General features: G+C 45.2%; 18 protein-coding genes and 3 pseudogenes. 5 read left to right on the top strand and 16 right to left on the bottom strand.

What is annotated here, in order from left to right:
* Nucleotides 1-47 precede the first annotated feature (47 nt).
* Nucleotides 48-464: a cation efflux protein, CzcI-like gene (locus MST16_RS17360; protein ID WP_227591103.1), complete on the bottom strand. Its 417-nt coding sequence runs from the start codon at nucleotides 462-464 to the stop codon at nucleotides 48-50.
* 289 nt (nucleotides 465-753) lie between these two features.
* Here MST16_RS17360 and MST16_RS17355 point away from each other — a divergent pair.
* Nucleotides 754-990, top strand: a pseudogene (locus MST16_RS17355) (hypothetical protein); the annotation flags it as partial.
* A gap of 123 nt (nucleotides 991-1,113) precedes the next feature.
* On the opposite strand, the gene brxL reads toward MST16_RS17355, so the two are convergent.
* The 7 genes from brxL to MST16_RS17320 are packed head-to-tail and all read right to left on the bottom strand — an operon-like array spanning nucleotide 1,114 to nucleotide 15,247.
* On the bottom strand, nucleotides 1,114-3,153 hold the full coding sequence (gene brxL, locus MST16_RS17350) for a protease Lon-related BREX system protein BrxL (protein ID WP_005021615.1): 2,040 nt from the start codon (nucleotides 3,151-3,153) through the stop codon (nucleotides 1,114-1,116).
* Between the two features lie 29 nt (nucleotides 3,154-3,182).
* Complete coding sequence (gene pglZ, locus MST16_RS17345; protein ID WP_180092552.1) at nucleotides 3,183-5,807, bottom strand: BREX-1 system phosphatase PglZ type A; 2,625 nt, start codon at nucleotides 5,805-5,807, stop codon at nucleotides 3,183-3,185.
* A 43-nt stretch (nucleotides 5,808-5,850) separates the two neighbouring features.
* On the bottom strand, nucleotides 5,851-9,399 hold the full coding sequence (pglX, locus tag MST16_RS17340; protein WP_180004193.1) for a BREX-1 system adenine-specific DNA-methyltransferase PglX: 3,549 nt from the start codon (nucleotides 9,397-9,399) through the stop codon (nucleotides 5,851-5,853).
* A gap of 46 nt (nucleotides 9,400-9,445) precedes the next feature.
* Nucleotides 9,446-13,126, bottom strand: coding sequence for a BREX system P-loop protein BrxC (gene brxC / locus MST16_RS17335; RefSeq protein WP_180004195.1), 3,681 nt, complete (start codon nucleotides 13,124-13,126; stop codon nucleotides 9,446-9,448).
* Nucleotides 13,127-13,166: 40 nt separating this feature from the next.
* The gene (locus MST16_RS17330) at nucleotides 13,167-13,742 is read right to left on the bottom strand and encodes a DUF1788 domain-containing protein (protein ID WP_086355031.1); all 576 of its coding nucleotides are present in this window, start codon (nucleotides 13,740-13,742) and stop codon (nucleotides 13,167-13,169) included.
* Nucleotides 13,743-13,758: 16 nt separating this feature from the next.
* On the bottom strand, nucleotides 13,759-14,370 hold the full coding sequence (locus MST16_RS17325; protein WP_121523422.1) for a DUF1819 family protein: 612 nt from the start codon (nucleotides 14,368-14,370) through the stop codon (nucleotides 13,759-13,761).
* Nucleotides 14,371-14,380: 10 nt separating this feature from the next.
* Nucleotides 14,381-15,247, bottom strand: a complete 867-nt coding sequence (locus MST16_RS17320) for a WYL domain-containing protein (protein ID WP_180004198.1) — start codon at nucleotides 15,245-15,247, stop codon at nucleotides 14,381-14,383.
* 208 nt (nucleotides 15,248-15,455) lie between these two features.
* On the opposite strand from MST16_RS17320, the gene MST16_RS17315 reads away from it, so the two are divergent.
* Nucleotides 15,456-15,785 carry a DUF4236 domain-containing protein gene (locus MST16_RS17315; RefSeq protein ID WP_005403805.1) on the top strand — a complete coding sequence of 110 codons (330 nt, stop codon included), beginning with the start codon at nucleotides 15,456-15,458 and terminating at the stop codon, nucleotides 15,783-15,785.
* A gap of 273 nt (nucleotides 15,786-16,058) precedes the next feature.
* Here MST16_RS17315 and MST16_RS17310 read toward each other — a convergent pair whose 3' ends face one another.
* Complete coding sequence (locus tag MST16_RS17310; RefSeq protein ID WP_160255372.1) at nucleotides 16,059-17,291, bottom strand: ATP-binding protein; 1,233 nt, start codon at nucleotides 17,289-17,291, stop codon at nucleotides 16,059-16,061.
* 550 nt (nucleotides 17,292-17,841) lie between these two features.
* Nucleotides 17,842-18,153: pseudogene (locus MST16_RS17305) on the bottom strand (HNH endonuclease signature motif containing protein); the annotation flags it as partial.
* A 282-nt stretch (nucleotides 18,154-18,435) separates the two neighbouring features.
* Between MST16_RS17305 and sul2 the strand changes: the two are divergent.
* The 3 genes and pseudogenes from sul2 (at nucleotide 18,436) to MST16_RS17290 (ending at nucleotide 20,112) form a co-directional block, all read left to right on the top strand.
* Nucleotides 18,436-19,251 (top strand): sulfonamide-resistant dihydropteroate synthase Sul2, encoded by an 816-nt coding sequence (sul2, locus tag MST16_RS17300; protein WP_001043260.1) that lies wholly within the window; start codon nucleotides 18,436-18,438, stop codon nucleotides 19,249-19,251.
* Between the two features lie 86 nt (nucleotides 19,252-19,337).
* Nucleotides 19,338-19,580 (top strand): annotated as a pseudogene (gene glmM, locus MST16_RS17295) (phosphoglucosamine mutase); the annotation flags it as partial.
* 67 nt (nucleotides 19,581-19,647) lie between these two features.
* Complete coding sequence (locus MST16_RS17290) at nucleotides 19,648-20,112, top strand: ATP-binding protein (RefSeq protein WP_071830580.1); 465 nt, start codon at nucleotides 19,648-19,650, stop codon at nucleotides 20,110-20,112.
* Nucleotides 20,113-20,185: 73 nt separating this feature from the next.
* On the opposite strand, the gene mph is transcribed toward MST16_RS17290, so the two are convergent.
* The 6 genes from mph to MST16_RS17260 form a co-directional block, all read right to left on the bottom strand.
* Complete coding sequence (gene mph / locus MST16_RS17285; protein WP_071830579.1) at nucleotides 20,186-21,073, bottom strand: Mph(E)/Mph(G) family macrolide 2'-phosphotransferase; 888 nt, start codon at nucleotides 21,071-21,073, stop codon at nucleotides 20,186-20,188.
* Nucleotides 21,074-21,746: 673 nt separating this feature from the next.
* Nucleotides 21,747-23,240, bottom strand: a complete 1,494-nt coding sequence (locus MST16_RS17280) for an IS91-like element ISVsa3 family transposase (RefSeq protein WP_163167828.1) — start codon at nucleotides 23,238-23,240, stop codon at nucleotides 21,747-21,749.
* Between the two features lie 210 nt (nucleotides 23,241-23,450).
* Complete coding sequence (locus MST16_RS17275; RefSeq protein ID WP_000743213.1) at nucleotides 23,451-23,675, bottom strand: hypothetical protein; 225 nt, start codon at nucleotides 23,673-23,675, stop codon at nucleotides 23,451-23,453.
* The gene (locus tag MST16_RS17270) at nucleotides 23,672-24,409 is read right to left on the bottom strand and encodes a recombinase family protein (RefSeq protein ID WP_001366550.1); all 738 of its coding nucleotides are present in this window, start codon (nucleotides 24,407-24,409) and stop codon (nucleotides 23,672-23,674) included. Before MST16_RS17270 ends, MST16_RS17275 begins: the two co-directional genes overlap by 4 nt.
* Nucleotides 24,410-24,557: 148 nt before the next feature.
* Nucleotides 24,558-25,724, bottom strand: coding sequence for a tetracycline-inactivating monooxygenase Tet(X3) (locus MST16_RS17265; protein WP_024160783.1), 1,167 nt, complete (start codon nucleotides 25,722-25,724; stop codon nucleotides 24,558-24,560).
* Nucleotides 25,725-25,913: 189 nt separating this feature from the next.
* Complete coding sequence (locus MST16_RS17260) at nucleotides 25,914-26,507, bottom strand: tyrosine-type recombinase/integrase (RefSeq protein ID WP_205779272.1); 594 nt, start codon at nucleotides 26,505-26,507, stop codon at nucleotides 25,914-25,916.
* Between the last annotated feature and the right edge of the window lie 8 nt (nucleotides 26,508-26,515).

Below are 26,515 nucleotides of genomic sequence, written 5' to 3'. Positions count from 1 at the left end.
ATTTTTCCCACTTATTTAAATAATAAAAGTGGTGGGAATGTTTTAGGCTACCCCACCATGAGCGGGGAAAATTCGGGAGGTGGGCTTTGTTGAAACAGGTCAGGAGCCTGATAGCTGTTTTTCCAATGAAATTGTGGATTCACTTTAACTTCAGAGCTTGGATGAAACACATCTACTTTTTCATTTTGTACAATCAAATGCGTCATCGATGGTAGATGATCTTGATGATCTTCACCGATTTCTAAATCGCTACTGAATGTTTTTATGTTTTCTGACTGTCCATTATGATCGTGTTGACGACTATCGCTGGCACACAAGGTATTTTGGTGATGACCAAAATGATAACTCTGCTGTGATTGAGGCTGTTGTTCATGGACACAAAAGGCCGCCGCCACATTCCAAAAGCTTTGGAACATGAACAATCCAACCAAGACTGTAATCCATGTAGTAGAACGCATCATCATAACAATCGAAAAATTTGTACCAAGTATAAGGCTTAGAGCCACTCCAAGGTCAAGCTTAATAAATTAAATTAAACATTCAATGAACACTGAATAGCCGGCACTTTTGCAAATTTACCTTGTCTCTATAAGCTCACATCAATTTCAGGTAAGAATAACAATAGATAGTGAACCGTACCGGGTTTGTCGGAGACTTTTTATTTAAGTTAGGCCACCTGACCTAACGGGTTAATCTTATCATTGTACATTGCTTCAAACTCAAAAGGCGATACATTGTCAACGGCATTCTAAAATTGACCCCTTTTACCTTACAAATGGCAAAGTAAAATTGCCCCCTGAAATCAGAGAAAGAGCGGTTCAATTATTGATTGAATCTGAAAAAGATTATCCTTCTACTTGGGCAGCAATCACAGCTATTGATCCTAAAATCGGTTGTACTCCTGAAACATTGCGTGTTTGGTATCAAAAATATTTAGATCAACAAAATCCTGTCAAAGTACAACAGATATCTGATCAAAAAAAAATGAAGGGTAATCCCCCCTAAAATACTAGCTCTTTAAAAGAGGCAGTATTATGCTTTTACAACATGGTGTTTAACTTGAGAAACTGAATTTAAAACAATCTACTGTAACTCTTCCAGACAGATATGAAATTAATCCACCCCTAACCCTTTAAACACCGCATCCACCGGATCTGCATAAAAGCTGGTCTGGAACTTGGTAAACAGTTCCACAGGAATCGTTGGGATATCTGCCGCACTACTCATTGGTAAAGCAACCTTCTTGGCACCCGCATCAAAAGCAACTTGCAGACATTCGGCAATACTTTCCACCGGTGTCACTGAACCACCCAAGCTCATATCACCCAGTACCACCATCTGACTTTGTACCGATCGTCCTAAGAGGCCAGAAGCGAAAGCCACTAAACTTGGCAGAGCAAGATGGCTGAGCGGGCCGGTATTCTGTAATTCCACCACATGTAAGTGGAAATCATGTTCCAGCACCTTACTGCCCCCCGAGATCCGGGATGCATTGGCCTTGAAGTAATCAAAAGCAATCTTGACCTGTTCTTTGGCACTACTTGAATTCCATAAGCCAGATGTCGCCAATTTTCCTGAACCTTTAGTGACTTGAAGTTCTAAGCGGTATAAGCCTGGCATGCCCTTATTACTGAGGCCAATGGTATACAGGAAGCCTGGTTTAGCAGGACCTTCGGGAATAAGTCCACCTCCACCCTGCTCTTTTACCGAAACAAAATGCTCTTCTAGGGTGTCATTGTCGATATAGCTAAAATGCACATCATAGAATTCCATCCCCCCAATTTTTTTCAGCTGTTCTTTGACCCGACGGCGCACCTGCAGCGCATATTCCAGGCATTGCCGTACATCTTCTTTGTTAAATTGACCATGTGGGTAGAGCAGCTTCATCAATCCAGAAACCGTCTTGCGAACGGCAATCACATCACGCTGATTCAGGTTATTCCCTAGCTTAAAGTACTTCTCAATGGCATCCGCAAAACTACGCTTACGCATTTCCCGGAAGAACTCAGCCAGATAATCAACGATCAAGCCATAACGGTTGGTAAAGAATTCCGGGCGCATTTTCGGAATTTCCCAACCCGGGATATAGGCATGAAAGCGATCAAAGAATGCTGAATCGATCATGGCTTCAGGAAAAGGAGCCAATAAGTGGCTAGTCTTCACCAAGGATTCAACACTTTGGTTAATATTACCCACAAAAACCATCGAAGCTGAGGCTTCCATCTGTTCACGACCACGGGCAAAAGATCCTGAGGCCATGTAGTCTTTCATGATCTGTACGCCATCTTTGTCCTTAAAGGAAATACCAGCAACTTCATCAAAAGCTACCACATCCCATAAGCCCACCAGACCAATACGGCGGCTACTCATGTTATAGAACAGGTTGGCGACAGTCGTTTGTCCACCGGAGACTAAAATACTATTCGGTGAACACTCTTTGTAAATATGGCTTTTCCCGGTACCGCGTGGTCCCAGTTCACAAACGTTATAGTTATTTTCAACGAACGGAACCATACGCGCTAATAGGTGCCATTGCACATCCTCTTTTAACGAAGCCGGTTCCATGCCGATCGAACGGATTAAACTCTCGCGCCACTGATCAGTGCTTAATGCTGCTCTGCCACTGAAAAGTTCATCCATATTCATATTCGGCATTTGAATCGGCTTGAGTAAGCTCACGCCAAATGGAGAACTAGTCTGTCCTTCTTCAAAATAATAACTGAGCGTAGCAATGACCCAGATACCACCAACAAGTAATTTTTCATACTCTTTGACGATGCCTGCCGAGATTTCGGCATCTTTGATGCCAAGATTACTAAATGATGCTTCGTATTTGTCTTTACGCTCATTCAGCTTTACAGTCACCCGATCAATGACCTTATAACTGCCCCGTTCACGGACCAGGGATTTCACCTTCTCGGCTTCATCCGGTCGGACGTAGTTCTCAGCCAGTACGGTCTTTACGTTACGTAGTCCCTGTTCAATGATCTCTGGATCATCCGAGGCACAGTACATCCCCAGCAGGTATTCGAGTACATAGACAGGGACATTGGCCCCTTCTTTGATCAGTTTAGTTAGATCCTTACGTACCACCCGCCCAGCAAAGTGTTCATTCAGCAGCTGATCCAGTTCTTTATCGTTAGCAGATTCCATGTAGGCTACGCTCTATCGTTAATTCGTTATTAGAAGAAGTCATCGGTAAATGCCAAATCAATGGTGACCTTATAGCGTTGCATCTCGATATTCAGGTCTTTGTCTTTCAGTACCAGGAAGTAATCTTTCTTACGGTCAAAATCAGTGCCAGACAATGACAGTCTGACCTGTTTGACCCGATCGGCAACAGAGTCGGTAGTGCTATCAAAAGTCAAAGTTTCTTCACTGGAAACTTTAAGATCCCCATCATAAATGGCAATGGATAAAGTCACTGGCATGACCAGCTCACTGACAGCTTCGGTTTGCATCAAATCAAACTTCTGGATGTTATTGACCATCTTCAGCGTGGATTTGGTAGAAATGACCTCAACTTTACGCTTGGTCCGCTGTCCAGCCTTTTCACCACGTAGCTGTTTTACCATCAGTACCGGTACCACAATTTCCTGAGGCATGATGCCGCCATGCACGAAACGTGAGCCTCCTACGAAATGGAAACGGTTCGCCCCTTTTGGAATCCAGAAATCAGTCGCAGATAATGTGCCTGCCGTAGCTTGGGTTGAGCCTTTCCAGGCTTCCTTGCTCTCTGGTAAACCATGCCCAATCACATAGCGTTTTTTGCTCTTCAATGTATTGGCAGGTTTTTCAGTCAAGCTTGAACGATCCGCAGATTCCAGTTTACTTTGCTGGAACAGGAAGCCATGGTCGGCTGTAATCAACAGGGTAGAAATATTGAAGTGCATTAAGATTTTGCGGCTGAGTTCGGTCAGCTCTTCAATAGCATGTTCTACCGCCATAAAGGTTTCTGATTCTGTAGAGGCACTGTCTCCCCGAGCATCAATCACGTTGTGATAAACGTAAATCAAATCATGGTCTTTAAGTGCTTCACGGCCTTCATCACGCGACCAACCTTTTACCGTTTCAGCGGTAACCGCCAATCCATTATAGGCAGCCAGAATTTTGGATCGTGCTGCAGTCCCTTTGCTGGACTGCCCATCTACTAAAACATCATCACCTGCGGCCTCTTTGTACTCCAAAGTCTGATGCGGCAACAACGAGGCCATGCCAAGTGTGGTGTAACTTGGGACAACGCCCAGCTGTGAAGACAATGTCGCTTCAGAATAACGCTTTTCATTGATACGATCACGCAGCTCTACCGCAGCTTCATAGCGAAAAGCATCACTGATGATCACCACAATACGGCGTTTCGTTGCAGAATTCAGCAAGGGTCTGACATGCGTATCATAGAAATTCTGCTGATTTGGGATATCCGTCATTTTCCAAACATTCAAGCGTTGCTCAGCTTCTACACGCTCGCCCCAGTTGCGTGCCAAGTGGTCAATAAACCAGTAGGAATAGCAATTTTCGACTTCTTCATCGAGTTTTTTCAGGATATCGACATGAGCGCGTTGAGAAGCAGCACTGTAGTGGCGATAGGCCATATCAAAGCGATACAACTCCTGCTCGTAGGCTGTATACAAGGCTTCACTGGAGTCGAAATAGAACCCAGAATCAAACTGCAGTCGCAGGCTGAACAGCTCAATCGCTGACTGCAACGCTGTATAGACAGTGCGATATTTACGGCGGGTTGCATCGTCCTTATGTTTGGAAGCCCAATAGCCATCCAGACGGGTAGAAATAATCGTTCTGAAATGTTCCAGTTCAGCTTTGGCTACTGCGGGGATATGACTGGCCAAATCAACAATGATCTTTTGTTCAATCACTTCAAAGGTCATGACATCCAGCAGCTGCTCCAGATCAAAAGCCCCGACCTTTTCTTGGATCCGCAGTGCATTGGCCACGGTCTGGGAGAGTGTATCGAAGGTTGGGTAGTATTTGGAGCTGTCTCTCCAGCGCGACAAAAAGGCTCTGGCTGTTGCACGGGAGCTGACAGATGACATCACCAGTTCTTGAGCCCATAGCGGTATATCGCCCAGGCTTTCACAGAAACCTGTAGTCATCAAACGGATAAAGAACGTACCGAGCTTGAATGGTGCTTCCCCATTCAATTCTTCAACCGATGCTGGATAACCAATTTCCGCCTGTAATGCGGTGACCAAAGCTGGCACCAGTTGGAATTTTTCCAGTTCAGCAAAGGAGTCTGGATTGACTTCCAGAGCCAGGTTCTGCTGTACCATTTCATCTGCCAGTGCCAGAACGATATGCATGAGTTCGGCACTGTCGGCCTTGACCACAGCTGCAATCATGGCCATATCCAGATTCTGTTCATCTGCATCAGGCTGGGTATAACGTTTTAATGCGCTCAGACGGGCTTTGGCTTTGAGGAACTCTTCACGTTTGGCCAGATGTTCTCTTAAACTTTGTTGCTGTAGCCCAAGCTCATTGAAAATAATCGAGAAACGATCGGCATAGAAGATGCGTGAATAGAGCTTGATGTCCAGTAACCAGTCTTTTTCAGTTTCAGGCTCAGGACTTGGAAAATACAGCAAGTATTTGCCCTGCTGATCCTCAAGTTCCAGTTTAAGCTTAATCGCAAGGCTGGATTCTTCTGCCATATTCAGAATATGAACATCATTCAGTTTTAACGCCTTTACTTCTTCGCTAAAGGACTGTTCCGCATCGTACCAGAAGACAATCCGGTGCTGTTCAATATAAAAGGCTTGTTCCAGACCTTGTTGTAGTTGACTTAAATTCATGCAACGACCTCATCAAGGTCTAGTACCGGAGAAAAAGCATTCATCATTTCTCCCCCGTAATCGCTTTGACTTCAGCCAACAAGTCCCCAAACTTGCCATAATTGACTTTCACCCCATCATCCAGATCTAACGTAATACGCTGATCGGCATAATGACGCAGCTTTTCTTCAAAAGTACTGAGTTCAGCCTGTTGCTTATGCAAGTCTTGCAGTTTTTTCTCGATGCGTTTGATTTCAGCCGCAGAGTCACTGCTTTCTTTTGCTGTTTCCAGAGAATTAGCATAGGCGGACATTTTGGAAATCAGTGGCATAACATATTCGGTACGCATACGCGCCAAGGTGCTTTCGTTATAACGATGCAAATACACCAACGCCTGGAAAGCCCCCTGTTTACCACTGCTGAATAGCCAGTAGATCGGGCGCTTTTTATAGGTCTGCATGTGATCTTTATAGAACTTGCTGGCGAGGTAACGGCGAATGGTGTCTTCAGCCGTTTCACTGGCTTTTTTATCTAAGCTTTCTGCGAGCCACTGCATATTGGCATCCAGTGTCTCTTTCCCCCAAACGGCAGTTAAGAACTCTCGAATACGGTGCGTTGCATCATCTTCAAACCAGTGCATTTCGGTCAATGGAATAATACCGTCAGCATCTGCCGGGAATGTTTGATAACGGCTAGCATCAAAGTCTTGATTACCTGCATGGGCATAGATCAGACCTGGTTCATCCAGACTATAACGCCCCATCATGCAGCCAAGTGCATAAGAGACTAAACGCTGGCTGTCTTTTTCACGGTCGGCACGAGTTAAAGTGATCTGTTCATCTGGTACGTCTGGTGTAAGTTCATCCTGTAAACCATAAGCATCAATAAACAGCTTATTGTTTTCTTCTTCCAAGCGTTTCATTTCAGCCACGGCGTCAGTATTTTGCTGTTGCCATGTGTTAAACGCTAGTTCTAAGTTTGGCTGTTGGCTACGAATAATGGGGTTTTGGGTAAAGTCCCATGAGGTTTCGTAGGAGTCCCAATCATATTTAGATAATTGAACACAAACCTTAATATTTTCTTCATTAGCTGCTTGTACATCAAATGGAAGTTTATTTATTTCGCCAACTCCAAAATGTAAGGTAGGATTCATAAGATTCATATAGTAGAAAACAACTTTTGAATTTAATAAACCTAATGTTGTTATTAAATTATTTGAAAAAACCATAGAACCTGTATTTTCAAATATAAAGCCTTCATCTACTAATCTTGCACAAAAAAAAGAACTCGAAATATCTGTCCAGGTTACGCCAGCTTTAAAATAATATGATGGATTTCGAATGGTAGAATTACGCTGCTGTTTAATTGCAAATCCATTTTTTTCCCAATTAATAATATGATTTCTGTTTCCATACCATTTTCTTGCAGTACCACCATCATTATGTGGGAACCATTTATTTAAATTAATTTGATTATTTTTGGCTACAAAATTGATCTTAGTATGATTGACTTCATACCACTCTCTTACAAACCTAGGTTTATCTCCGCTTGTTAGTCCACTTTTAGCATTAGCTATATCCGCTAATGCTGGCATTTTCTCAAAATTATCACGTATAGAATTACCTACCCAATATGCTATAGGACTACATGGTATTTTTTGGAAATCTTCTTGAATGGTTGTATCAAAGCGATTTAAATTATTTTTTAATAGGTATTGTTTTTCCTCATGATTTTTATCTACTAATCTGAAGAAAGCCGGCTTTACACCCCCTATATGTTTTTTTTGACCTACGAATGCTACAGTCTGTACAACTTCGCCTGATATCTCTGGAAAAGCTCGGGCTCCCAAATGAGCCATAGTCCAAATTGAATGATTTAGAAGTAATTTTTCCCGCATGTTTTGATATGATGTTAAAAACATCCATCCCTGCATTGTTACCATACTACTAGCACCAGATTCTTTACAAAAATCGAAACCACGTTCTATAAACATGGCAAAGAGGTCTGATTTACTATCAGGATAGTAATCTTTAGCGAATTCTTTTAAGTTTGTAATTGTATTCGCACCCATATACGGCGGGTTAGCGATTACAGCATCATATTTTTTCGCTAAAAGTTTTGCTTGTATAACCAAAGGCAATAATTTTTTAGCAGCGGCTTTCTGTAAGGTATCGCCCTCAATAACCAAGCCTTCTAAGGTATTTTGCAAATCGATAAAATCTTGTTCTGGGCTATCCATACAAATTAAAGAACCAAAAGTTGAGGCTTCTTTAAACTTAGCTAAAACTTCCTGAATCAGCTTAAAACGTTCGTCATTTTCAGGACTGCTTAAATCCTTTTGATCATTGCCAAACAGATCGACATGACTGCCTTTTTGCCATGCTTGGTTTAAGTTGAGATCTTTCCAGATTTGATCTGCATCTAAATCCTGACTGTCTTGTAGCGCAATAATATTCAGCTTCGGTGGATTGCTAAATAAACGGCGGTCATCCTCACGCGCTTTCATCAATAGCGCAAAACTGGCTAACTGCGCGGCACGGGTATCAATATCAATCCCGTACAGGTTGTTTTCCAGAATCAAACGTGGAATATCACGACTGCGGTAACCACGTTCCAAATAAATCGCTTTTAAGCAATCGTAGGCTTCCACCAGAATATGCCCCGAACCACAGGCCGGATCCAGTACCGTAATGCTTTCAGGGTTTAAGCTATCGCCATCTTCACTGATCCGTACATCAATCAGCTGTTTTAACTGTGCATTGACTTCATCGCTTTGCTCAGCCGGCTGAATATAGTATTCCCACCCACTGGCAAGCATACTTTCTGGCTGTGCCATCATCCATAGACGACCAACACTGTTCTGTACCAGGTATTTCACAATCCAGTTTGGGGTGAATAATTGTGTCGCGGCAGGGATATCTTCACTTTTGACAACTTTACCAATCACCTGGTCTTTCTTTTCAGAAATATAGAACTGATACAGCCAGCCAATAATCTGCACATCCGACCAGTCTTCTTCTGGAATACTGCTGACCAGATCACGGATCAACGAATCGGTTTTGGTCAGGTTATCCGGTAATAACAGTTCTGACTCATCAGACACCTGTTCGAACAGGAGTGGCATCACCTGATTCAACGCATGACACTGCGCCAGTAACAATTCACGATAGAGTTCTTCGTCTTTATTGCCATCCAGCTTGAGTTCAGCCACACGGCTGGCATCTAAACCCGGTAGCTCAATGTCCAGACATTCTTCCAGAATCTGCGGCAAGCCTGCACTACCATCGGCACTGCTCAGCACACGGCGACCATGATCCAGTAAGCCTTTGCATTCCATGTAGCGAATGGCACAGAGACGGTTAAACCAGCTATAAGCGATATAATCAATCGTCTGCTCAAAACTGCTGGTTTGAATGCGCTTGATCAGCTTCTCACGTGGTTTCATGACTGATAGCGGAAAAACCTGATCGCCAATCAGCAGCAAGTCCCCTTTCTGTTCTGCCGGTAAAATGCGGTCTGCGGTGATGCCATATTTAGCGGCTTGCTTGCGCATCGCTGCGATAAAATCATTTCGTGCTTGCGGTGCGTATTTTTTAATATTACTGGTATTCATCTTTAAACCTTTAATTAATGACTGATGCCGATATCCCTAACCCGAGTTAGCGGATACGCACACGCTTTTTATCACTCACGATTTTTTTCAGTTCAGCTTTGAGTGCGTCTACAAACTGATCCACTGATTCTTCTGTTTCCAGATAGACACTACTTGAGCTTTTGCTGTAAATGCTGGCGACATCAACTTCGACAACAGGTTTCGGTGGCACTACGGCTGTCACAGACTGTACCGGACTCGCAGCAGGTGTTGATGTAACTGGGCTGGCTGTAGTTGCTGAACTCGCCACACTCTCGGCTTTGCTCTGAGCCAGTTGTGCCGCTTTGGCCTGACGCTGGATTTCCGCCTGAACTTCGCTTTCCAACTCATACAAGGCTTCATCAAAACGCTCGACGCTGGTTTGAGTTTGCAACATATAGATGGTGGACAGGCTAGTTTCCACTTCAATATCCGTTTTCAGCAGTTGTAGTGGGCGTAATAGCTTGTTACTCAGCTCAGCGGTGGCAATACCACTGTTTTTAATCTCGGCTTCTAACTGTTTGATCTTGTCATCAATGTGTTCTATCGCCTGATTGCGCTTCTCAGTCAACAATTGCTCATTGACGCTTTCCACTGTACGAACCAAATCAGCCACTTTATTTAACAGACCATAGGGCGATTCAAGGGTGGAAATGCGATGTAATTCAGAGAGGGCTTTTTTTGCCACCTCATCACTGCCCAGCGCCTGTTTGTTTTTCTCAAAATGACGTAAGGCCTGTTGCAGTTGTTGCCAGCTTGGCATCTGGTTGCTGAAGAATTCATGAATATCACGATAATCTTCTTCCAGATCCAGATAGTCGTCCTTGTTCTCGACCACGGCCTTAAAGAAATCGAAGCTGTCGCTATTCGCCAGCAGACGTTCCAAAGTCAGAATAGACTTTTCAATCACTTTCTTACCCGGGAACTGCCCAACATCAGTTTTACTCTTATACGACTTAAAGTTGGCTAACCAAGTCTTAAGATGCTGCAAATAGAATTCAAATAGCTCTTTCTCAGTCGCTGGTCCCATCGCCGAGAACAGTTCTTGGGTGAGTTGGCGTGCCTGTTTCAATACCTGATCATCAGTCTGGCGTTTTTTAATGATCGACACATCACGGCGACGGCGGCTGTTTTGTAAAGGCTCAAAGGCATCTTTTAACTGTAAGCTGCCGCCATTTAACTGTAGTGAAATCCGCCCCATCGCAGCCAGCTGACCCACCAACAGTAAAATCTCGGCATCTGGCCAGCCATAAGGACGTTTGGCAAAACGATCCACCACATCTGACACCAGAATACGCTCTGTACCGGTGGCCCGTAGTGCAATGTACTGCTCCACTTCCTGTAGGGCTTTGGGATTGCTCTGACCGCCATCCAGAGACAATCCGAGCTGCGCCATATCATCCACAGTCAAGACGGCGTTCAGTTCACGCCAGGCATCCTGCTGATAGACCTGCAGATAGCTCAGTTTGGTATAAGTGTTTTCCAGCAAATAACGACAAGCCTCATCCAGCTTGGTGGTTGGACTTGAAGATGAAAGTTGTAGATGTTGACCCAAGGCATAACTTTCCGCGTCCAGCAACATTTCTTCGACCCGGACACGCAGGCGTTTTTTACGCTCCTGGTTCTCACGGCCACGGTCTGCCAGGATACGGGTGATATCGGACTGAGTGCCATCATCATTTAACCGAATAAATTTATTGGTTTTCAGCCAGGTGCGCAGTTCATTAAAGAACTGTTTATCGTCTGCCAGTTTAAACAGGACTTGTCCTTCGGCCTGAGTACTTTTACCAATACAGTAAGCTTCAGTATAGAGGTTGTATTCCGTATCCAGCGGAGAAATGATTTCAACTTTCAAATCGCTCTCATACTTGCCATCCAGGCTATGACCATCCAGAAAACGACCAATCTGATAGTCCATCTTGTTGGCTTGATGGCGGTATTTGTTCTGATCGCGCAGTAAATCTTTAAAGATCAGGTTGGCTAACTCTTTATTTTCTTCTGAAGCCGCTAAGTCTGTGGCTTTAATTTTTCGGGTAATATCCCGCTCTTCATTGGTTAGGAACAGGAACTCATCACCATTCCTAGTAATCAGGCTCTCTTTTTCCAGACGCTGCAGGCTCTCTTCAATCCGCTTGCGCAATGCCAGCTTATCTTCATCAATTTTCTCAATCGACAAAGTCACCAGGTTATCCAGCGTACCTTTGATGATATCGACATAGCGGATCATGAACAGGGTACGCAGCATCTGCACATCAAAACCATCCAGGGTCTTATTCTGCCCTGCCTGGTCGATGGTACGCTTCACTGCTGTATCCAGAAATCCTTCCACTGAAGTATAGAAGCGGTGGAAAGGAACCAGGGCACCGACTTCATCTGTAGCAATCGCATTCGCGGCCATCTGGAACGCATCCAACATGGACCGTTCACCATAGGCCAGGTGTGCACCGGTCGCACCGACCTTACGGATTTCTTCAAATACTTTTTGTACCAGCTGAAAATGGTACGGCGCAAAAGGATAGTTATGGATAAAGCTGTCTGGCCCCTCATAGTTCTTTAGGGTTGGGCCTGAACGGTCAAAGGTAATCTGATTTTTTAAGATATCGCCCTTTTGCTCAAACACTGATCTGAGCAATGCTTCTGCTTCTGGGGTTTTACGTAATAAACGTTTCTGGATGACTTCATCGGTATTGGAACTGGACAGTGATAACCGGGTTTTAAAACGACCAGCAATCTTGGAGAAGTCATTGGCTTTGGAAGAAGACATCTCACCTAAAACAGCATCGATGTCTGCCTGTGAGGTGACGATAATCCAAGCGCGGCCTTTACAGATCGTACCCAGGTTTTCAGTAATGGTTTGCAATGTCAGCATCAAGCGGGTATCGCTGCCAATAAACTGCCCCACTTCATCGACCAAGAACAACATGCGTTGCTGGGGTCCTTTGCTGTCCAGGTATTCTTTCACCCACTGACAGAAGTTTTCAACCGAAACACTAAAGGTCTGCTCAGAATCCTCAAACCACTTGTGTGCAGCTTCTGCTGATAGATTCAGTGCCTGAGAAATCGCAGTTTCGACATCATCCTGATAGAACTGATATCCGTCACGTTCTTCTAGCCAAGACATGCCGCTGGATTCCTCAAACGCCTGTTTAAAGCGTTCATACACCCCTTTCTGGCTCAGGTGACGTTCCATATGGGCAATATGTGGATGGTCAGCACTAAAACCCTGATACTCGTTAAACACACGTAAAAACACATTCAGGATCGGATTGCCATCGTCATTGGAACTGGCTTTACTGTCAATGTTAAACAGGATGACATCGGCATGATGGCTAACGGCCTTGCCAATATCGGCACGGATAAATGCATCGCGGATTTTAGTTTCATCAAAGAATTCTGCGGCGCTACGCTCGTTACCTTGCGCATCACGTACCACTTTATTGGCCAGAATATACGACAAGGTTTTCAGGAAATGTGATTTACCTGAACCAAAGAAGCCTGAAATCCATACGCCGACACGGTTGGCAATCGAAGGATCGCTCAGGTCTGTGCCATAAGACTGGAAAAAGTCCCGAAAATGCTTTTCCAGTTCATTGGTGACCACATACTCATCGAGTTCCTGATAAACCGTAGTATTGTCATTCTGGTCTGCTTTTACGACCCCGTTAATCGCACGATCTAATGGCTTATAAAAAAGTTCTTTAATGTTCATCTCAATCCATTCCCCCGAATTCTTATTTCTATTTGCCGTGTTAAGGCACTAATCTGAATGCTCTGTAGTAATTATTGCTTGGAATTTTTCCAAATAAACTCATCGCTTGACCGTCGTAATAACCTGGGTAAAACAGCACCACTGGCTTATGCCCCAGTAACGAATGCAAACTGTTCAATAAGTGATGGGCACGTAACAGTGGCCAAACCGACCCTACCCCAGTCATCAACACAATATCTTGTGCATTGGTGGCATATTTACTCACCAGATAGGGCGCGAACTTATCCATATGCAGTGGGCCTTTCAGCGCTTTGAGCAGCGCCTCATCGCCTTTGGCTTTTTGCATTTGAATGGCTTTATCGATGAAGTTACGCTCAGACAGATAATCCACCACGGCTTGCAGCAGGTTGATATTCACCACCTTCAGCTGACTGTGTTTTTTCTCCAGCATCCCGTCTAGAAAATGCAGATATTCGCGCACCTTCAACTCATCTTCAGGTGCATAATCAAAAATCCAGAAGCCAATTTCATTGCCCAATCCTTGTCCAGTGAGAAACTCGGTTGAAAGTATTCGCTCTGGAATCTGGTTCAGACGCTCATGTATTGTTTGACTCATTGCTGCCCCTCTACAACTAACGCGTCCATACCGACACTTCCATAGATCTTTTAATGCGTTGTTTATAATGTTCTTCCAACAGGCTACGCAGCTCTGCTCTGACGATCACGCGCTGCAACTCCAGCTTACGGGTACTTTTTAAATAACCGGCTTCTGCCAGCATGCGAAACACCACCTGCCCCATTTTTTTCTTGCTGGACTCTTTCCAATCACAGATATCCGGATCACGTTGTGAGCGTTCATCCAAAAAATCTGACCAGATATAACTGTCCAAGTATTGCGCCTGGGAGATATAGGCATCCCTCATCACCGTTTCCATAAACTCAAGCAGCAACAGGTTGCGTTCCAGTGCCCCACAAAAAGCCACCTGAGTCGCCAGCTCATCATCCCCATCCCGCAAAGCTTTCCAGAAATCAGGCTCTAAGCGCTCAAGACGCTTACGAATGGCAGTGGCGTTACGTTGGGCTGAAGCAGGCGTTCTTTTTTGCAGAATATTGTCAATCTGAATGGCCTGATGCCATTGTTCTGGAGTCGCTTCTCGTAATAACAGATCCGCGATCAGCCGGCTTTCACGCACCATCAGGGAACCGCCAATCAGGTCACTGTCATAATGAAATTGTTCTAACATAGCCAATCTCCTATGACGCCTGATCAAACAGGTAAGACGACAGCTTTTCGATATCTGAGCGTTGTAGTACCAAGGGATATTTCAAGGCATCATCCGCCTCAGCCAGCGTGATCGCGGCCTGATATCGCTGCAAAGTATAGTGAGCCAGGGCTTTTTTCACCGGAATCTGTAATCTGCCATCAGGCATGCCGAAGTCTTTTTCGACCAGCGCTTGTTGTGATGAGTTCAATTTTGGATTAGGGATCAGCGTCAGTACAATTTCTTCATGCCATTGCTGATCCTGAGCAGGGCCTACTGACTCAATCGCCATCACAACAGGTGTGCGATCAATTCTGGAGAGTAAAAAGTCCTTAAACTGCTTGCTCTGATGGCAATAGGCACGGACATGCCAGCGAAAACCGGTATACACCAGGGTGTGTGGGGAAATGATGCGTTCATGCCACTGCGGATTCTGCATCGAGGCATAAATCATTTTTAAAGTACTTTGGTTGCGGCAGGCACGCAAAACTTCCCGAATCACTTCAGGACGTACACTGCGATCAGGTAATTGAACTGCTGTAAGATTCGGTTCTGGCATCGCAATAAGGGCATGCGATTCACTGACCAAGCCCGAGAGCATATTGAGATATTCATTGATATGCGCTGTAGTCAGTACAGGCTGGAAGCTGGCCTTAGGCACATAACCCTTGACGGAGGGGTCATGAATCAAGGCATCGGGGTTATACAGCGTATTGTAACGCTTGATATCCGCAGAAGCCTGCTGTCGACTGAGCCCAAACCAGCTCATCAAACGATTGGTAACCAAACGACCTTCCCAGTAAGCAAGCAACTCGATGGCTCGCATTCGAAGAAGCACTTCATGCTTATCTGTCGTCATATACCAATCAGTCAATAAATAGCAGCTTTAAGATTACCCTACAGCAAATATACAGTAAATATTTTTGACGGTATTTAAAGGTAGTATTGCAATCATCAGATAAAAAATATACTAGTATCCTGATGATAGCCGTCAAAGTACGATCTCTAGCAGATCATGGATCCTGGTATAGCGCGTGAATTGAGCTAAGTTTTAGAATGAGAGAAATATGGGTTTTAGATTTCGTAAAAGTATTAAATTATTCCCGGGTTTTAAAATTAATCTGACCCATAAAGGCATCAGCAGTGCCAGCATTGGCAAACCTGGTGCTTCTCTAAATATTGGGAAAAAAGGTACGCGAACCAGTGTCGGCATTCCAGGTACGGGACTATCTTACTCTAAACACCAACCTTACTCTAAAAAGACCCGTGTTCCACAACCGACATCGCTAGAACACACGGAATATAATCCTCAGAATTTAGAACAACCGAAGGCAAAGATATGGCCTTGGATTATTTTTGGAATATTGTGTTTTATGGTGGGTGCCGTCATTTTTTAGCAAGAACCGCATTGTATTTTAATCAAAAAAAAAATGCCCAGATGGATGAATGGGCAAACTAAGGAATTAATATCCTTCAGAAACTCCAGCGCAATTCTCGCTACTTTCAGTAAGCGACTCTGGCTCAATCATGATAGTCTGACTCAATCGAGTCGAGGTAAATCGATCCATCACAATTGGAGCAGAAATTATGCTTGATCACACTCTTGGTTAATGCTGAAAAGTCTTTGAGTTTTAATTAATAAATAATAGTATCCATGTCTACCCTCAACTTTACTTATTTTCAGATAGCAACCAATCGAGAGCACTCATTTTTACAATACCATTATAATTCGCTTCAGTCCCTATCGTGTCTAATGTAAGCAAATACTTGGGATACGAATCAGAAATTTTCTGTAATGGACGTAACTCTCGGCTGAGTGTCTCCTCATTGAGCGTTTCTAATGCCACCTGATAATAAGTTAAATTCTGTAAAGTATCGACAGCAACAAAATCAATTTCATATTCATCAACCCGCCCTACATAGACCGTATAACCTCGTCTGACAAGCTCAAGATAAATCACATTTTCTAAGATATGACCTTGATCAGCATTAGCATCAGGCAACATAATCCGGCGCAATCCGACATCAACTAAATAGTATTTTTCAGAGGATTGTAATAACTCACGCCCGCGTACTTTAAATTGTGCGGCACTATAAAATAACAAACTGTCCTGTAAGCCCTGAATATAGCGTTTTACTGTTTCAAATGAAATTTTAACCCCACTTGAAACAAAGGTATTTTTAATTTTATTGATGGAAATAGCTGAGCCTGTCACGCTTGCCAAATATCTTGTGACACGCTCGAGAGAGTTAATATCGGCAGTATTCAAACGTGGAATAACATCTTTAAACATTACACTGGCATAGACCGCTTGCAAGTAATCATAAGTTTCCTGCTGGCTAGTCATGGCAAGCGTATAAGGGAAACTACTGCGCGTATACATGGCATACAAATCACGATTTGATAATTGTTGGATGATCGGATTATTTTCAATATGCCACTGTTTAAATTCTTGGAATGAAAGGGGTAAAACATGTTGCTCTATATAGCGTCCTGTAAGTAAAGTCGCAAGTTCTCCACTTAGAAAGAATGCATTTGAGCCTGTAATATATAAATCGATATAATCCCGAACATATAAAGAGTCGACTACTTTCTCAAAATTTGTAACATGTTGAATTTCATCTAAAAAAACATAGTTTTTTTTACTTTTATCAACTTTGGATAATACATAATCATGTAGTTTACGGTAATCGGTGAGTTCTTCAAATTCCATAAATTCGAAGTTGATGGCAATGATGTTTTCGGCTTGTACGCCCTGTGCTTTTAGGTCTTGTTGAAACATCGCCAATAAGGTGGATTTTCCAGAGCGACGTACACCCGAAAGCACTTTAATGACATCACGGTCTTGCCATGTATTCAGAAATTTTAAGTAGCCATCACGTCGAATATTAGCGCTTCTCATTATTTACACTTAGAATCTAAAGTTTTAATAAATTCTATCAAATTTTAGAATGTATATGTAAATATATTTAGTTTTAAGAAAAGTTTAAAGGTTAAGTGAAACATTCAAAGCTGCTGTAGAAGCATGTAAACATGCAGATCTGATCAAAATCCAAATTCTGTCTTTTTGATTATTTTCCATGTCATGTTATGTCATTTATGCTACGAGTTAACTGCTATATAAATTAAGTGAAAAGTAAATGGAACTAAGTTGTTAACTAGAGTGGAACTCATTTTTGTTGTGCTGATGGTCTCAGCCTTAATCCTAATTGCTTATGAAATGCTAAAAGGTTTATTTTAGAGCATCTATACAATTTTTGATCAAAAAAAGCCCACAGAGGGAATCTATGGGCGAAACTAAGGACCTTGACGGTCATTCAGAAACTACAGCTAGTTTCTGGTTGTGATTCTGGACTGAATTAAAAATAACCATATTGGCTGAATGTATCAAAAGTTAAATCATGTGATTAATCATTGATACTTCTGCAAAAATGAGCTCATCGCTCTGTTGATTAATACAGTAATTCACCAAACAAATCCGCTCTAATCTCTTCCAGGCTCAGATCTGATTTCATCCTATTACAGATGGGATGAACCAGCAGACCATTCTCTAGAACACCTTGCCCACCTACGGCTTTGGCAATCCGATGATCCGATTCAGTAGAATCAAGATAGATCAATCCATCACAAATGAGGCAAAAGTTATGATTACCCACCAGAAAATTGTGCTTAAGCAGACTCTTGGTTAATGCCGAAAAGGCCTTGGGCTTTGACCGAGAAATTGGACTAATCGACTCCACATATCCCACTCTATTGTAAACAAGACATTTTTATCTTTTATATTCAATGGCTTATTTTCCTGCTAATTGGTAATACCATGAAAAATACCATGCTCAGAAAAGGCTTAACAATATTTTGAAAAATTGCCTACTGAGCGCTGCCGCACAGCTCCATAGGCCGCTTTCCTGGCTTTGCTTCCAGATGTATGCTATTCTGCTCCTGCAGCTAATGGATCACCGCAAACAGGTTACTCGCCTGGGGATTCCCTTTCGACCCGAGCATCCGTATGAGACTCATGCTCGATTATTATTATTATAGAAGCCCCCATGAATAAATCGCTCATCATTTTCGGCATCGTCAACATAACCTCGGACAGTTTCTCCGATGGAGGCCGGTATCTGGCGCCAGACGCAGCCATTGCGCAGGCGCGTAAGCTGATGGCCGAGGGGGCAGATGTGATCGACCTCGGTCCGGCATCCAGCAATCCCGACGCCGCGCCTGTTTCGTCCGACACAGAAATCGCGCGTATCGCGCCGGTGCTGGACGCGCTCAAGGCAGATGGCATTCCCGTCTCGCTCGACAGTTATCAACCCGCGACGCAAGCCTATGCCTTGTCGCGTGGTGTGGCCTATCTCAATGATATTCGCGGTTTTCCAGACGCTGCGTTCTATCCGCAATTGGCGAAATCATCTGCCAAACTCGTCGTTATGCATTCGGTGCAAGACGGGCAGGCAGATCGGCGCGAGGCACCCGCTGGCGACATCATGGATCACATTGCGGCGTTCTTTGACGCGCGCATCGCGGCGCTGACGGGTGCCGGTATCAAACGCAACCGCCTTGTCCTTGATCCCGGCATGGGGTTTTTTCTGGGGGCTGCTCCCGAAACCTCGCTCTCGGTGCTGGCGCGGTTCGATGAATTGCGGCTGCGCTTCGATTTGCCGGTGCTTCTGTCTGTTTCGCGCAAATCCTTTCTGCGCGCGCTCACAGGCCGTGGTCCGGGGGATGTCGGGGCCGCGACACTCGCTGCAGAGCTTGCCGCCGCCGCAGGTGGAGCTGACTTCATCCGCACACACGAGCCGCGCCCCTTGCGCGACGGGCTGGCGGTATTGGCGGCGCTGAAAGAAACCGCAAGAATTCGTTAACTGCACATTCGGGATATTTCTCTATATTCGCGGTTCAGCAGGCATGTCCCCTTTGAGGGCGACCCGACGACAGGATAATCGACCTTATGGTGCGCAAATATTTCGGCACAGACGGTATTCGTGGCAAAGCCAACGAAGGCGCGATGACGGCGGAAACCGCCTTGCGCGTCGGCATGGCGGCTGGCCGTGTCTTTCGTCGCGGTGACCACCGCCATCGTGTCGTGATCGGCAAGGATACGCGCCTGTCGGGCTATATGCTTGAACCCGCGCTCACAGCCGGTTTCACCTCGATGGGCATGGACGTATTCCTTTTTGGCCCGCTGCCGACAACGTAATAGGAAGAATAAACGCCCTTTTCACCCAAGTCCAAATTAATTTGCCGATTCCATAATCAGGGTGTATTACAATTCCATAGAGTTTTTCAATCCAGGTGGTTTAGCTGATAACTTAACGATTGATCAGCTTCTTCGTGAAGATTACTCGCCATGGGCGCGCAATAAAAGGATATCTGCCACGTTCAAAGAAGCGCATTTTATTGAAAAATATGGGTCAGGCATCAAACGAATCCAAGAAGGCTTCGCATCCTATGGTCTGCGTCCCCCTGTCTTTGAAAATTTCCAGCACGGTTTTCGAGTTATTGTCTCATCAAAGCTACTTTTCGAATCTAATGAGGGAGTAAGTGAGGGAGTAAATCTACTATTTAATCAGATAAGAACTAATCCAGGAAAGCGTGCACCATTTTTAGTAAACGAGCTATTAGTTCCTGTCAAGATAGTAGAGCGGTGGCTCAAAATCTTAAGAGATGATCATAAAATCGAGTTTCGAGGAGCTCCTAAAAGTGGAGGATACTGGCTAAAATAGAAATCAATGATACTCTTAAGTGGCACCAATCGAACTCCTATTTTAGCATTTAAAAAAGTATCCTCACATCATTTTATTGAACAATACCTAAGGCTGCTCTGGCGGCATTGATATGATTATCGTCGTTGCACTCTACCGCAAAAGCGCCATATGCTAATGGAGCTGCAGCAGCCCTCTCTATAGATTGTTCGTAGAGCCTATCCCATATCGTTCCGCCTTGTTTAGCATACTCCGTTATCAAACTCTTCAGGCTATCCTCTCCAAAAACCGATACGTGACCAGAAAAGTCCAGTGCAGGATCACCCATATGCGCAGTAGACCAATCTATGATACCAGAGGTCTTACCTTCCTTCGAGGTTAAGACATGCCCTGCATAGAGATCGCCATGGATGAAACAAGTGAATTCAGGCCACAAAGGGTCATTGTCCAACCATCTACGGTATCTGTTTTCCAACGGCTCGCTGATACCTATCTCAGATTTCACCAAGTGGATACGGTCAGCTATTTCGGTCCTCAATTCACTTGGAGTCATTATTTTCAAGTTGCTCTTTCTCACATCGTCAGCTGTAATACGATGTAATTCGGCCAATGATTTTGCCAGAGACTCCACATAAGCTATGCTATCGCGATCTATGTTCCAAGAAACCTCATGTGTTATCGCATCGAATGTCAGAGCAGGCGCATCCTCCAGTAAAGGGTAGGCTATTAGGCGCTCCGATACAATTTTCCAATCAGGGACATTGATCGACAGGTTTCTTTTGGCTAAATCCAATATTCTACTTTCATTTTCGATTTGTTCAAGCATATCGCTTCTTCGAGGTATACGGAGTACCCAGTTCTCACCGTTTACTTCCTTTACAAAGGCAACTCTAAAGTCGATGCCCATCTCATTGACGCTCATCTCTTCCGAAATTCTCAGCCCATGCTCTAGGGCTAATGTTTGCATATCTTCGATTGTCATTTCTATACTGTTTTCTTTTATTAAATTGGTACCAGTTCCCCCGACAGGACATTCTGAATGTCATATACAGGTGTAACACTTTACCCATATTCTTTTCGTATGGATAACACTTCCCATCAGGGAACAAAAATCTGATACATGAATTAATTGTGAGACAGTAGACCTACTGTCGCATTGAAGCCATCTCGGCGACTATTTGATTAGGAAAACCAAGGCTTTGCCATCATAGCCTTATCATAGAAGTATAACATAGTTGTAAAGATAGAAAATTATTTTTTATTCATCCATGATGTTATTATTTTATAATAACATCATCTAAACATGTCCTGTCGCTCTTTTGTGCTGTGATATTTCATACCTATTAACTGCTTTCGTTTGAATTATACGACGTTCTACTCACAATAGGGCAAGGGTTACTCATTCCGTAGGATGCGGTTCACGTATAGGAAGAATAAACGCCCTTTTCACCCAAGTCCAACAGCTTTGGACCGCAGTTGACTCTTTCGACACCCCTGCGATGCAACCCAATCCGGCTGACGGGGAGCCAGCAACGCTGAAAATTTACCCTCCTCTTTCCCACTAGCGGCTCCTTTTCCGACAACCAGCACGGCGGATCCCTGCCGCGGCGCTGTGAACGCAGCATTTTGATTGGTATCGTTGGCCTTCAGGCTCGTCAGTCAAACAGACCCAGGAGCAGCTCAGCCGGTGGCGCCCGGCTTTCGGGTAACGCCCTGGTCCCGCTGGTTTCGGCTTTGTGCTTCAGGTGATCAAGGATCTGCTTGATCACTATAGGGTCTTCAATGCAGGCGATGACTTTCATGGCGCCGCCGCAGCCGCTGCAGGTCTCGATGTCGATATTGAAAACACGCTTGAGCCGTTGCGCCCATGTCATCGACGCTCGCCGTTGTGCTGGTGTTGCCGGTTCATCAGCCACCCTGACCTTGTTGCCCCTGCCCCGTTTTGCCGGCGTGACCAACGCCCGGTGCCGACTGTTGGGTGCGAACACCCCGTGGAAGCGGGTTAGGTTGACTCTGGGCTTCGGTACCAGGGCGGCCAGCCTTGCAATGAAATCCAATGGTTCGAAAATGACGTGCGTGGTGCCGTCCCGGTACGGCGTCTTGAGCTGGTAGCGCACGTTGCCGCCTCGTGTTAACGACAGCCGCTTCTCGGATACCGCCGGGCGGCTGATGTACCGGCACAGCCGTTCGAGCTTCTTGCGTTCATCGGCCCTGGCCGCCACGCCGGCGTGCAGGCTGGACCCGGCTACCTTGCCAATCCCGTCACCGAACGGATCACCACTGGTCGGCAGAGTTTGCAAAGTGAACACCTTTCGCCCCGCCTGTGAACCGACAGCGATACGGTAAGTGATCGAGTGCCCCAGCAGGGGTGTCATCGGGTCGTCATCCACCGCATCCGAGGCCAGATAGCTGTTTTCGACATCCCGTTCCAGCAGGCCTTGCCGTTCCAGATAGCGACCCACCCGGTGGGCGATGGTGTGCGTCAGCTGGGTGAGCTCTGGGCTGGTCGGCGCCTTGACCCAGCGGAAACGCGCTGAGCCGTGGGATTGCTCGACATACACACCGTCGAGAAACAGCATGTGGAAGTGAACATTCAGATTGAGCGCCGATCCAGAACGCTGGATCAGGGTGACCGCGCCCGTCTTGGCCACTTGGTGGGTATGGCCCGCTTTCTTGACCAGGTGCGTGGCAATGACGCGGTAAACGATGCCCAGCACCCACCCCATGATCTCGGGCCGGCTGGCAAACAGGAAACGCAGCTGAAACGGGAAGCTCAACACCCACTGACGCATGGGTTGTTCAGGCAGTACTTCATCAACCAGCAAGGCGGCACTTTCGGCCATCCGCCGCGCCCCACAGCTCGGGCAGAAACCGCGACGCTTACAGCTGAAAGCGACCAGGTGCTCGGCGTGGCAAGACTCGCAGCGAACCCGTAGAAAGCCATGCTCCAGCCGCCCGCATTGGAGAAATTCTTCAAATTCCCGTTGCACATAGCCCGGCAATTCCTTTCCCTGCTCTGCCATAAGCGCAGCGAATGCCGGGTAATACTCGTCAACGATCTGATAGAGAAGGGTTTGCTCGGGTCGGTGGCTCTGGTAACGACCAGTATCCCGATCCCGGCTGGCCGTCCTGGCCGCCACATGAGGCATGTTCCGCGTCCTTGCAATACTGTGTTTACATACAGTCTATCGCTTAGCGGAAAGTTCTTTTACCCTCAGCCGAAATGCCTGCCGTTGCTAGACATTGCCAGCCAGTGCCCGTCACTCCCACTCGATTGTAAACAAGCACACAAAACCCTTTAGTGACAACAATTTGCAAGAACTATCAGGCTCAGTGCCATGAAAAATACCATGACCAGATCATGAGGTTGAACACGGCTTGCGCCGGCAGCGTTCACGCTCCTGGTCGGCGATCTCGCCCGGCTGCAATGCTAGCTCAGCATCGGTCATGCGCTCCAGCACGTCGCGTAGGCGGATGGTGCAAGGAATGGGCGGCAGCTCGAACTCATAGCCGCCGGCGATCATTTCGGCCGCAATCTCCTCGGTGATGAAAAACGGCTCGTCGTCTTGGTTCGGCTTCTTCATGCCCTTTCCTCCTGGCGCTCATCCTGGCCGACAGCGGCCAGGGCATCGGCTTCCGTCAATGCGTCCTCCACGAACGCGCCGTGCTGCTTCGCTTCGGCCTGGCTGACCTCGGCCCATATCCGTTTCACCTGGGCCGCACTGTACCCGGCCAGCTCGGCGGTCTTGTTGATGCTGTAGCCGGACTTGCGCAGCGCGACAACTTGGGCGCGGCGCTTCGGATCAGCACGGCGGCCCTTGTACCGCCCGGCCTGGCGGGCCAACTCAATGCCTTGGCGCTGGCGTTCGCGCCTGTCCTCGTAGTCGTCGCGGGCCATCTGCAAGGCCAGGCGAAAAAGCATGATCTGCACGGCTTCCAGCACGATCTTGGCGACGCCCTGGGCCTCGGCCGCCAGGTCGGATAGATCGACCACGCCAGGGACGGCCAGGCGTGCGCCTTTGGCCTGTATCGAGGCCACCAGGCGCTCGGCCTCGGGCAAAGGTAGGCGGCTGATGCGGTCGATCTTCTCGGCAATGACCACCTCGCCGGGCTGTAGGTCGCCGATCATGCGCAGCAGCTCAGGCCGGTCGGCGCGTGCGCCGGATGCCTTCTCACGGTAGATGCCGGCGACGTAGTAGCCGGCGGCCTTCGCGGCCGTAGTGATCGCCTCTTGGCGTTCCAAGTCCTGCGCGTCGGTGCTGACGCGCAGATAGACCCGCGCCACCATCGGCGCGGCTACTGGCTTCGTCCTGCGCATACTTGCGGGCTCCTTTGGGCATACTCAAATGCACCCATCTTAAACTGGCAGCTAATGTACAAAAGTTGATAGAAGCACACAAGTTCAATTTTGCACTTCTGCCCCACTATTGCAAAACTGCTTGTTAGTAGCCGTTTTTTCTTACTGTTTATAGATTCAATAATTTTTGAAACGAAAAATTGGGACTAAACATTTCGGTTTCGTTTTCTGTCGATTCGTCCTGCGTATCTTTTGCATAAACAAACATTTGTTGTTCGTAGTTTTCGATGGCATTTTCAATACTTGTAAATTCTCCGTTTGTAAGGTTTTCAGACAATATCAAAGCATCCAATAATCCCGTATTTACACCCTGTCCTGCAAAAGGCGACATCAAATGAGCAGCATCGCCAATCATTGTTATGGGTAATGGACGGTTACTTTTCCAATCATTGTTCAAAGGAAATTTCCTTGTGGGCAAGCATTGAAATGTTGATACCGAACGTATTAATTGTTTGTAAACTTCACTCCATTTGGAAAATCTTTTCAATAAAAAATCGGCAACGCTGTTTCTGTCCTGAAAATCTAAGGGAATTTTATTTTTCCATTCATCGGGCGTTTTAAAACTAATTCCTAAATACAATGCACCATTATTATTGGGATTGGCAAACAATAAAATGCCCTGATGTCCCGCCATTAATCGGTTGCCGTTGCATAGCTGAAAAAATCCGGGACAGTTTATTTCCGGTTGAAGAATATCAGCTTGGATGTTGAAAGTACCGGTTTCTTCAACTTGCGTGTCGGTAACAAAGCTCCTTATTTTCGACATTCCACCATTGGCAAGAATAACCAAATCTGCTGTTTCACTCGGTTTATTCTCAAAAGTTAGTGTCCACTTCTTCTTACCAGGTTCAAGCATAACAAGTTTTCTATCCCAAATAACCGTGTCGTTTTCTAAACTATTCAACAAGATAGCCCTTAAGTCATTTCTGTTTATTTCAGGATTGTCAAATCGATTTTCGGGCTTTACATTTTTTGTGGATAAAATATTGCCTTTTTCATCAGCAATATTTACACCCATTGGTAAGGCTAAGTCATAATAAGTTTGTAACAATCCCGCTTTTTTCATTGCTTCCTGACCTGAACCTTTGTGTAGGTCAAGGGTTCCACCAAAAATTCTTGCCTCTCGGTCGTTGTCTCTTTCGTAAACTGAAACGTCTATGCCGTTTTGCTGTAATAATTTTGCCATAGTCAGTCCAACGGGTCCACCACCAATTATTGCAACGTTCTTATCACTAAGTAAATTCATTTGTTTGTCCGTATCTATTCGCATTGTCATTCAAAAATGGCACATAACAAGTGGCTATACGCCAAATGGCGTATATATCCACTATATCTTATTTTGCTAAACCTTTCATTATCAGTGACAAATCCGTTTTCAACCGTTTACCGTTCGTTTCTACTCTCTCAAAAGGATTTATATTCATAGTGCTTTTTGTTAAGTTTTGCTCAAATATACAAATCCTTTCTATATATCTAACAAATCCATCGGACTTTTTAATTGTTCCATTCCCTTGGTGGTAATATGTGTATAAACCTCAGTTGTTTTACTGCTTGAATGACCTAACAACGATTGAATATAACGTAAACTCGTACCATTCTCAAGCAAATGCGTTGCAAAGCTATGTCGTAAGGTATGTACAGTAACTTCCTTTTGAATCTTTGCTTTTAAAACAGCTGCTTTAAAAATGTTTTGAATACTTCGGCTTGAGTATGCGCCACCTTTTTGACCTTCAAATAAATAATCTTTTGGTTTATATTCCATAAAGTATGTTCTTAAAATAATTAATGTTTTCTCAGATAAAATGGTATAACGATCTCTTTTTCCTTTTGACTGTTCTATACGAATTTGCATGCGCTTGGAGTCAATGTCTTTTATTTTCAGGTTTATACATTCAGAAATGCGCAAACCTGCCGAATAAATAGTCATCAGAATAGCCTTGTGTTTCACGTTTTCAATAGCGCGTAGTACCCGAATGGTTTCTTCTTCACTCATCACAACAGGAAGTGTTTTTTCTTTTTTTGGTCTTTCGATGAAATATGTTTTCCGTTGTCCACCCAAAACACGTT

It is taken from the genome of Acinetobacter sp. YH16040_T, assembly GCF_024605785.1.
GTDB classification, from domain to species: Bacteria; Pseudomonadota; Gammaproteobacteria; order Pseudomonadales; family Moraxellaceae; genus Acinetobacter; species Acinetobacter amyesii.
This window is presented reverse-complemented; position numbering and strand designations above follow the sequence as displayed.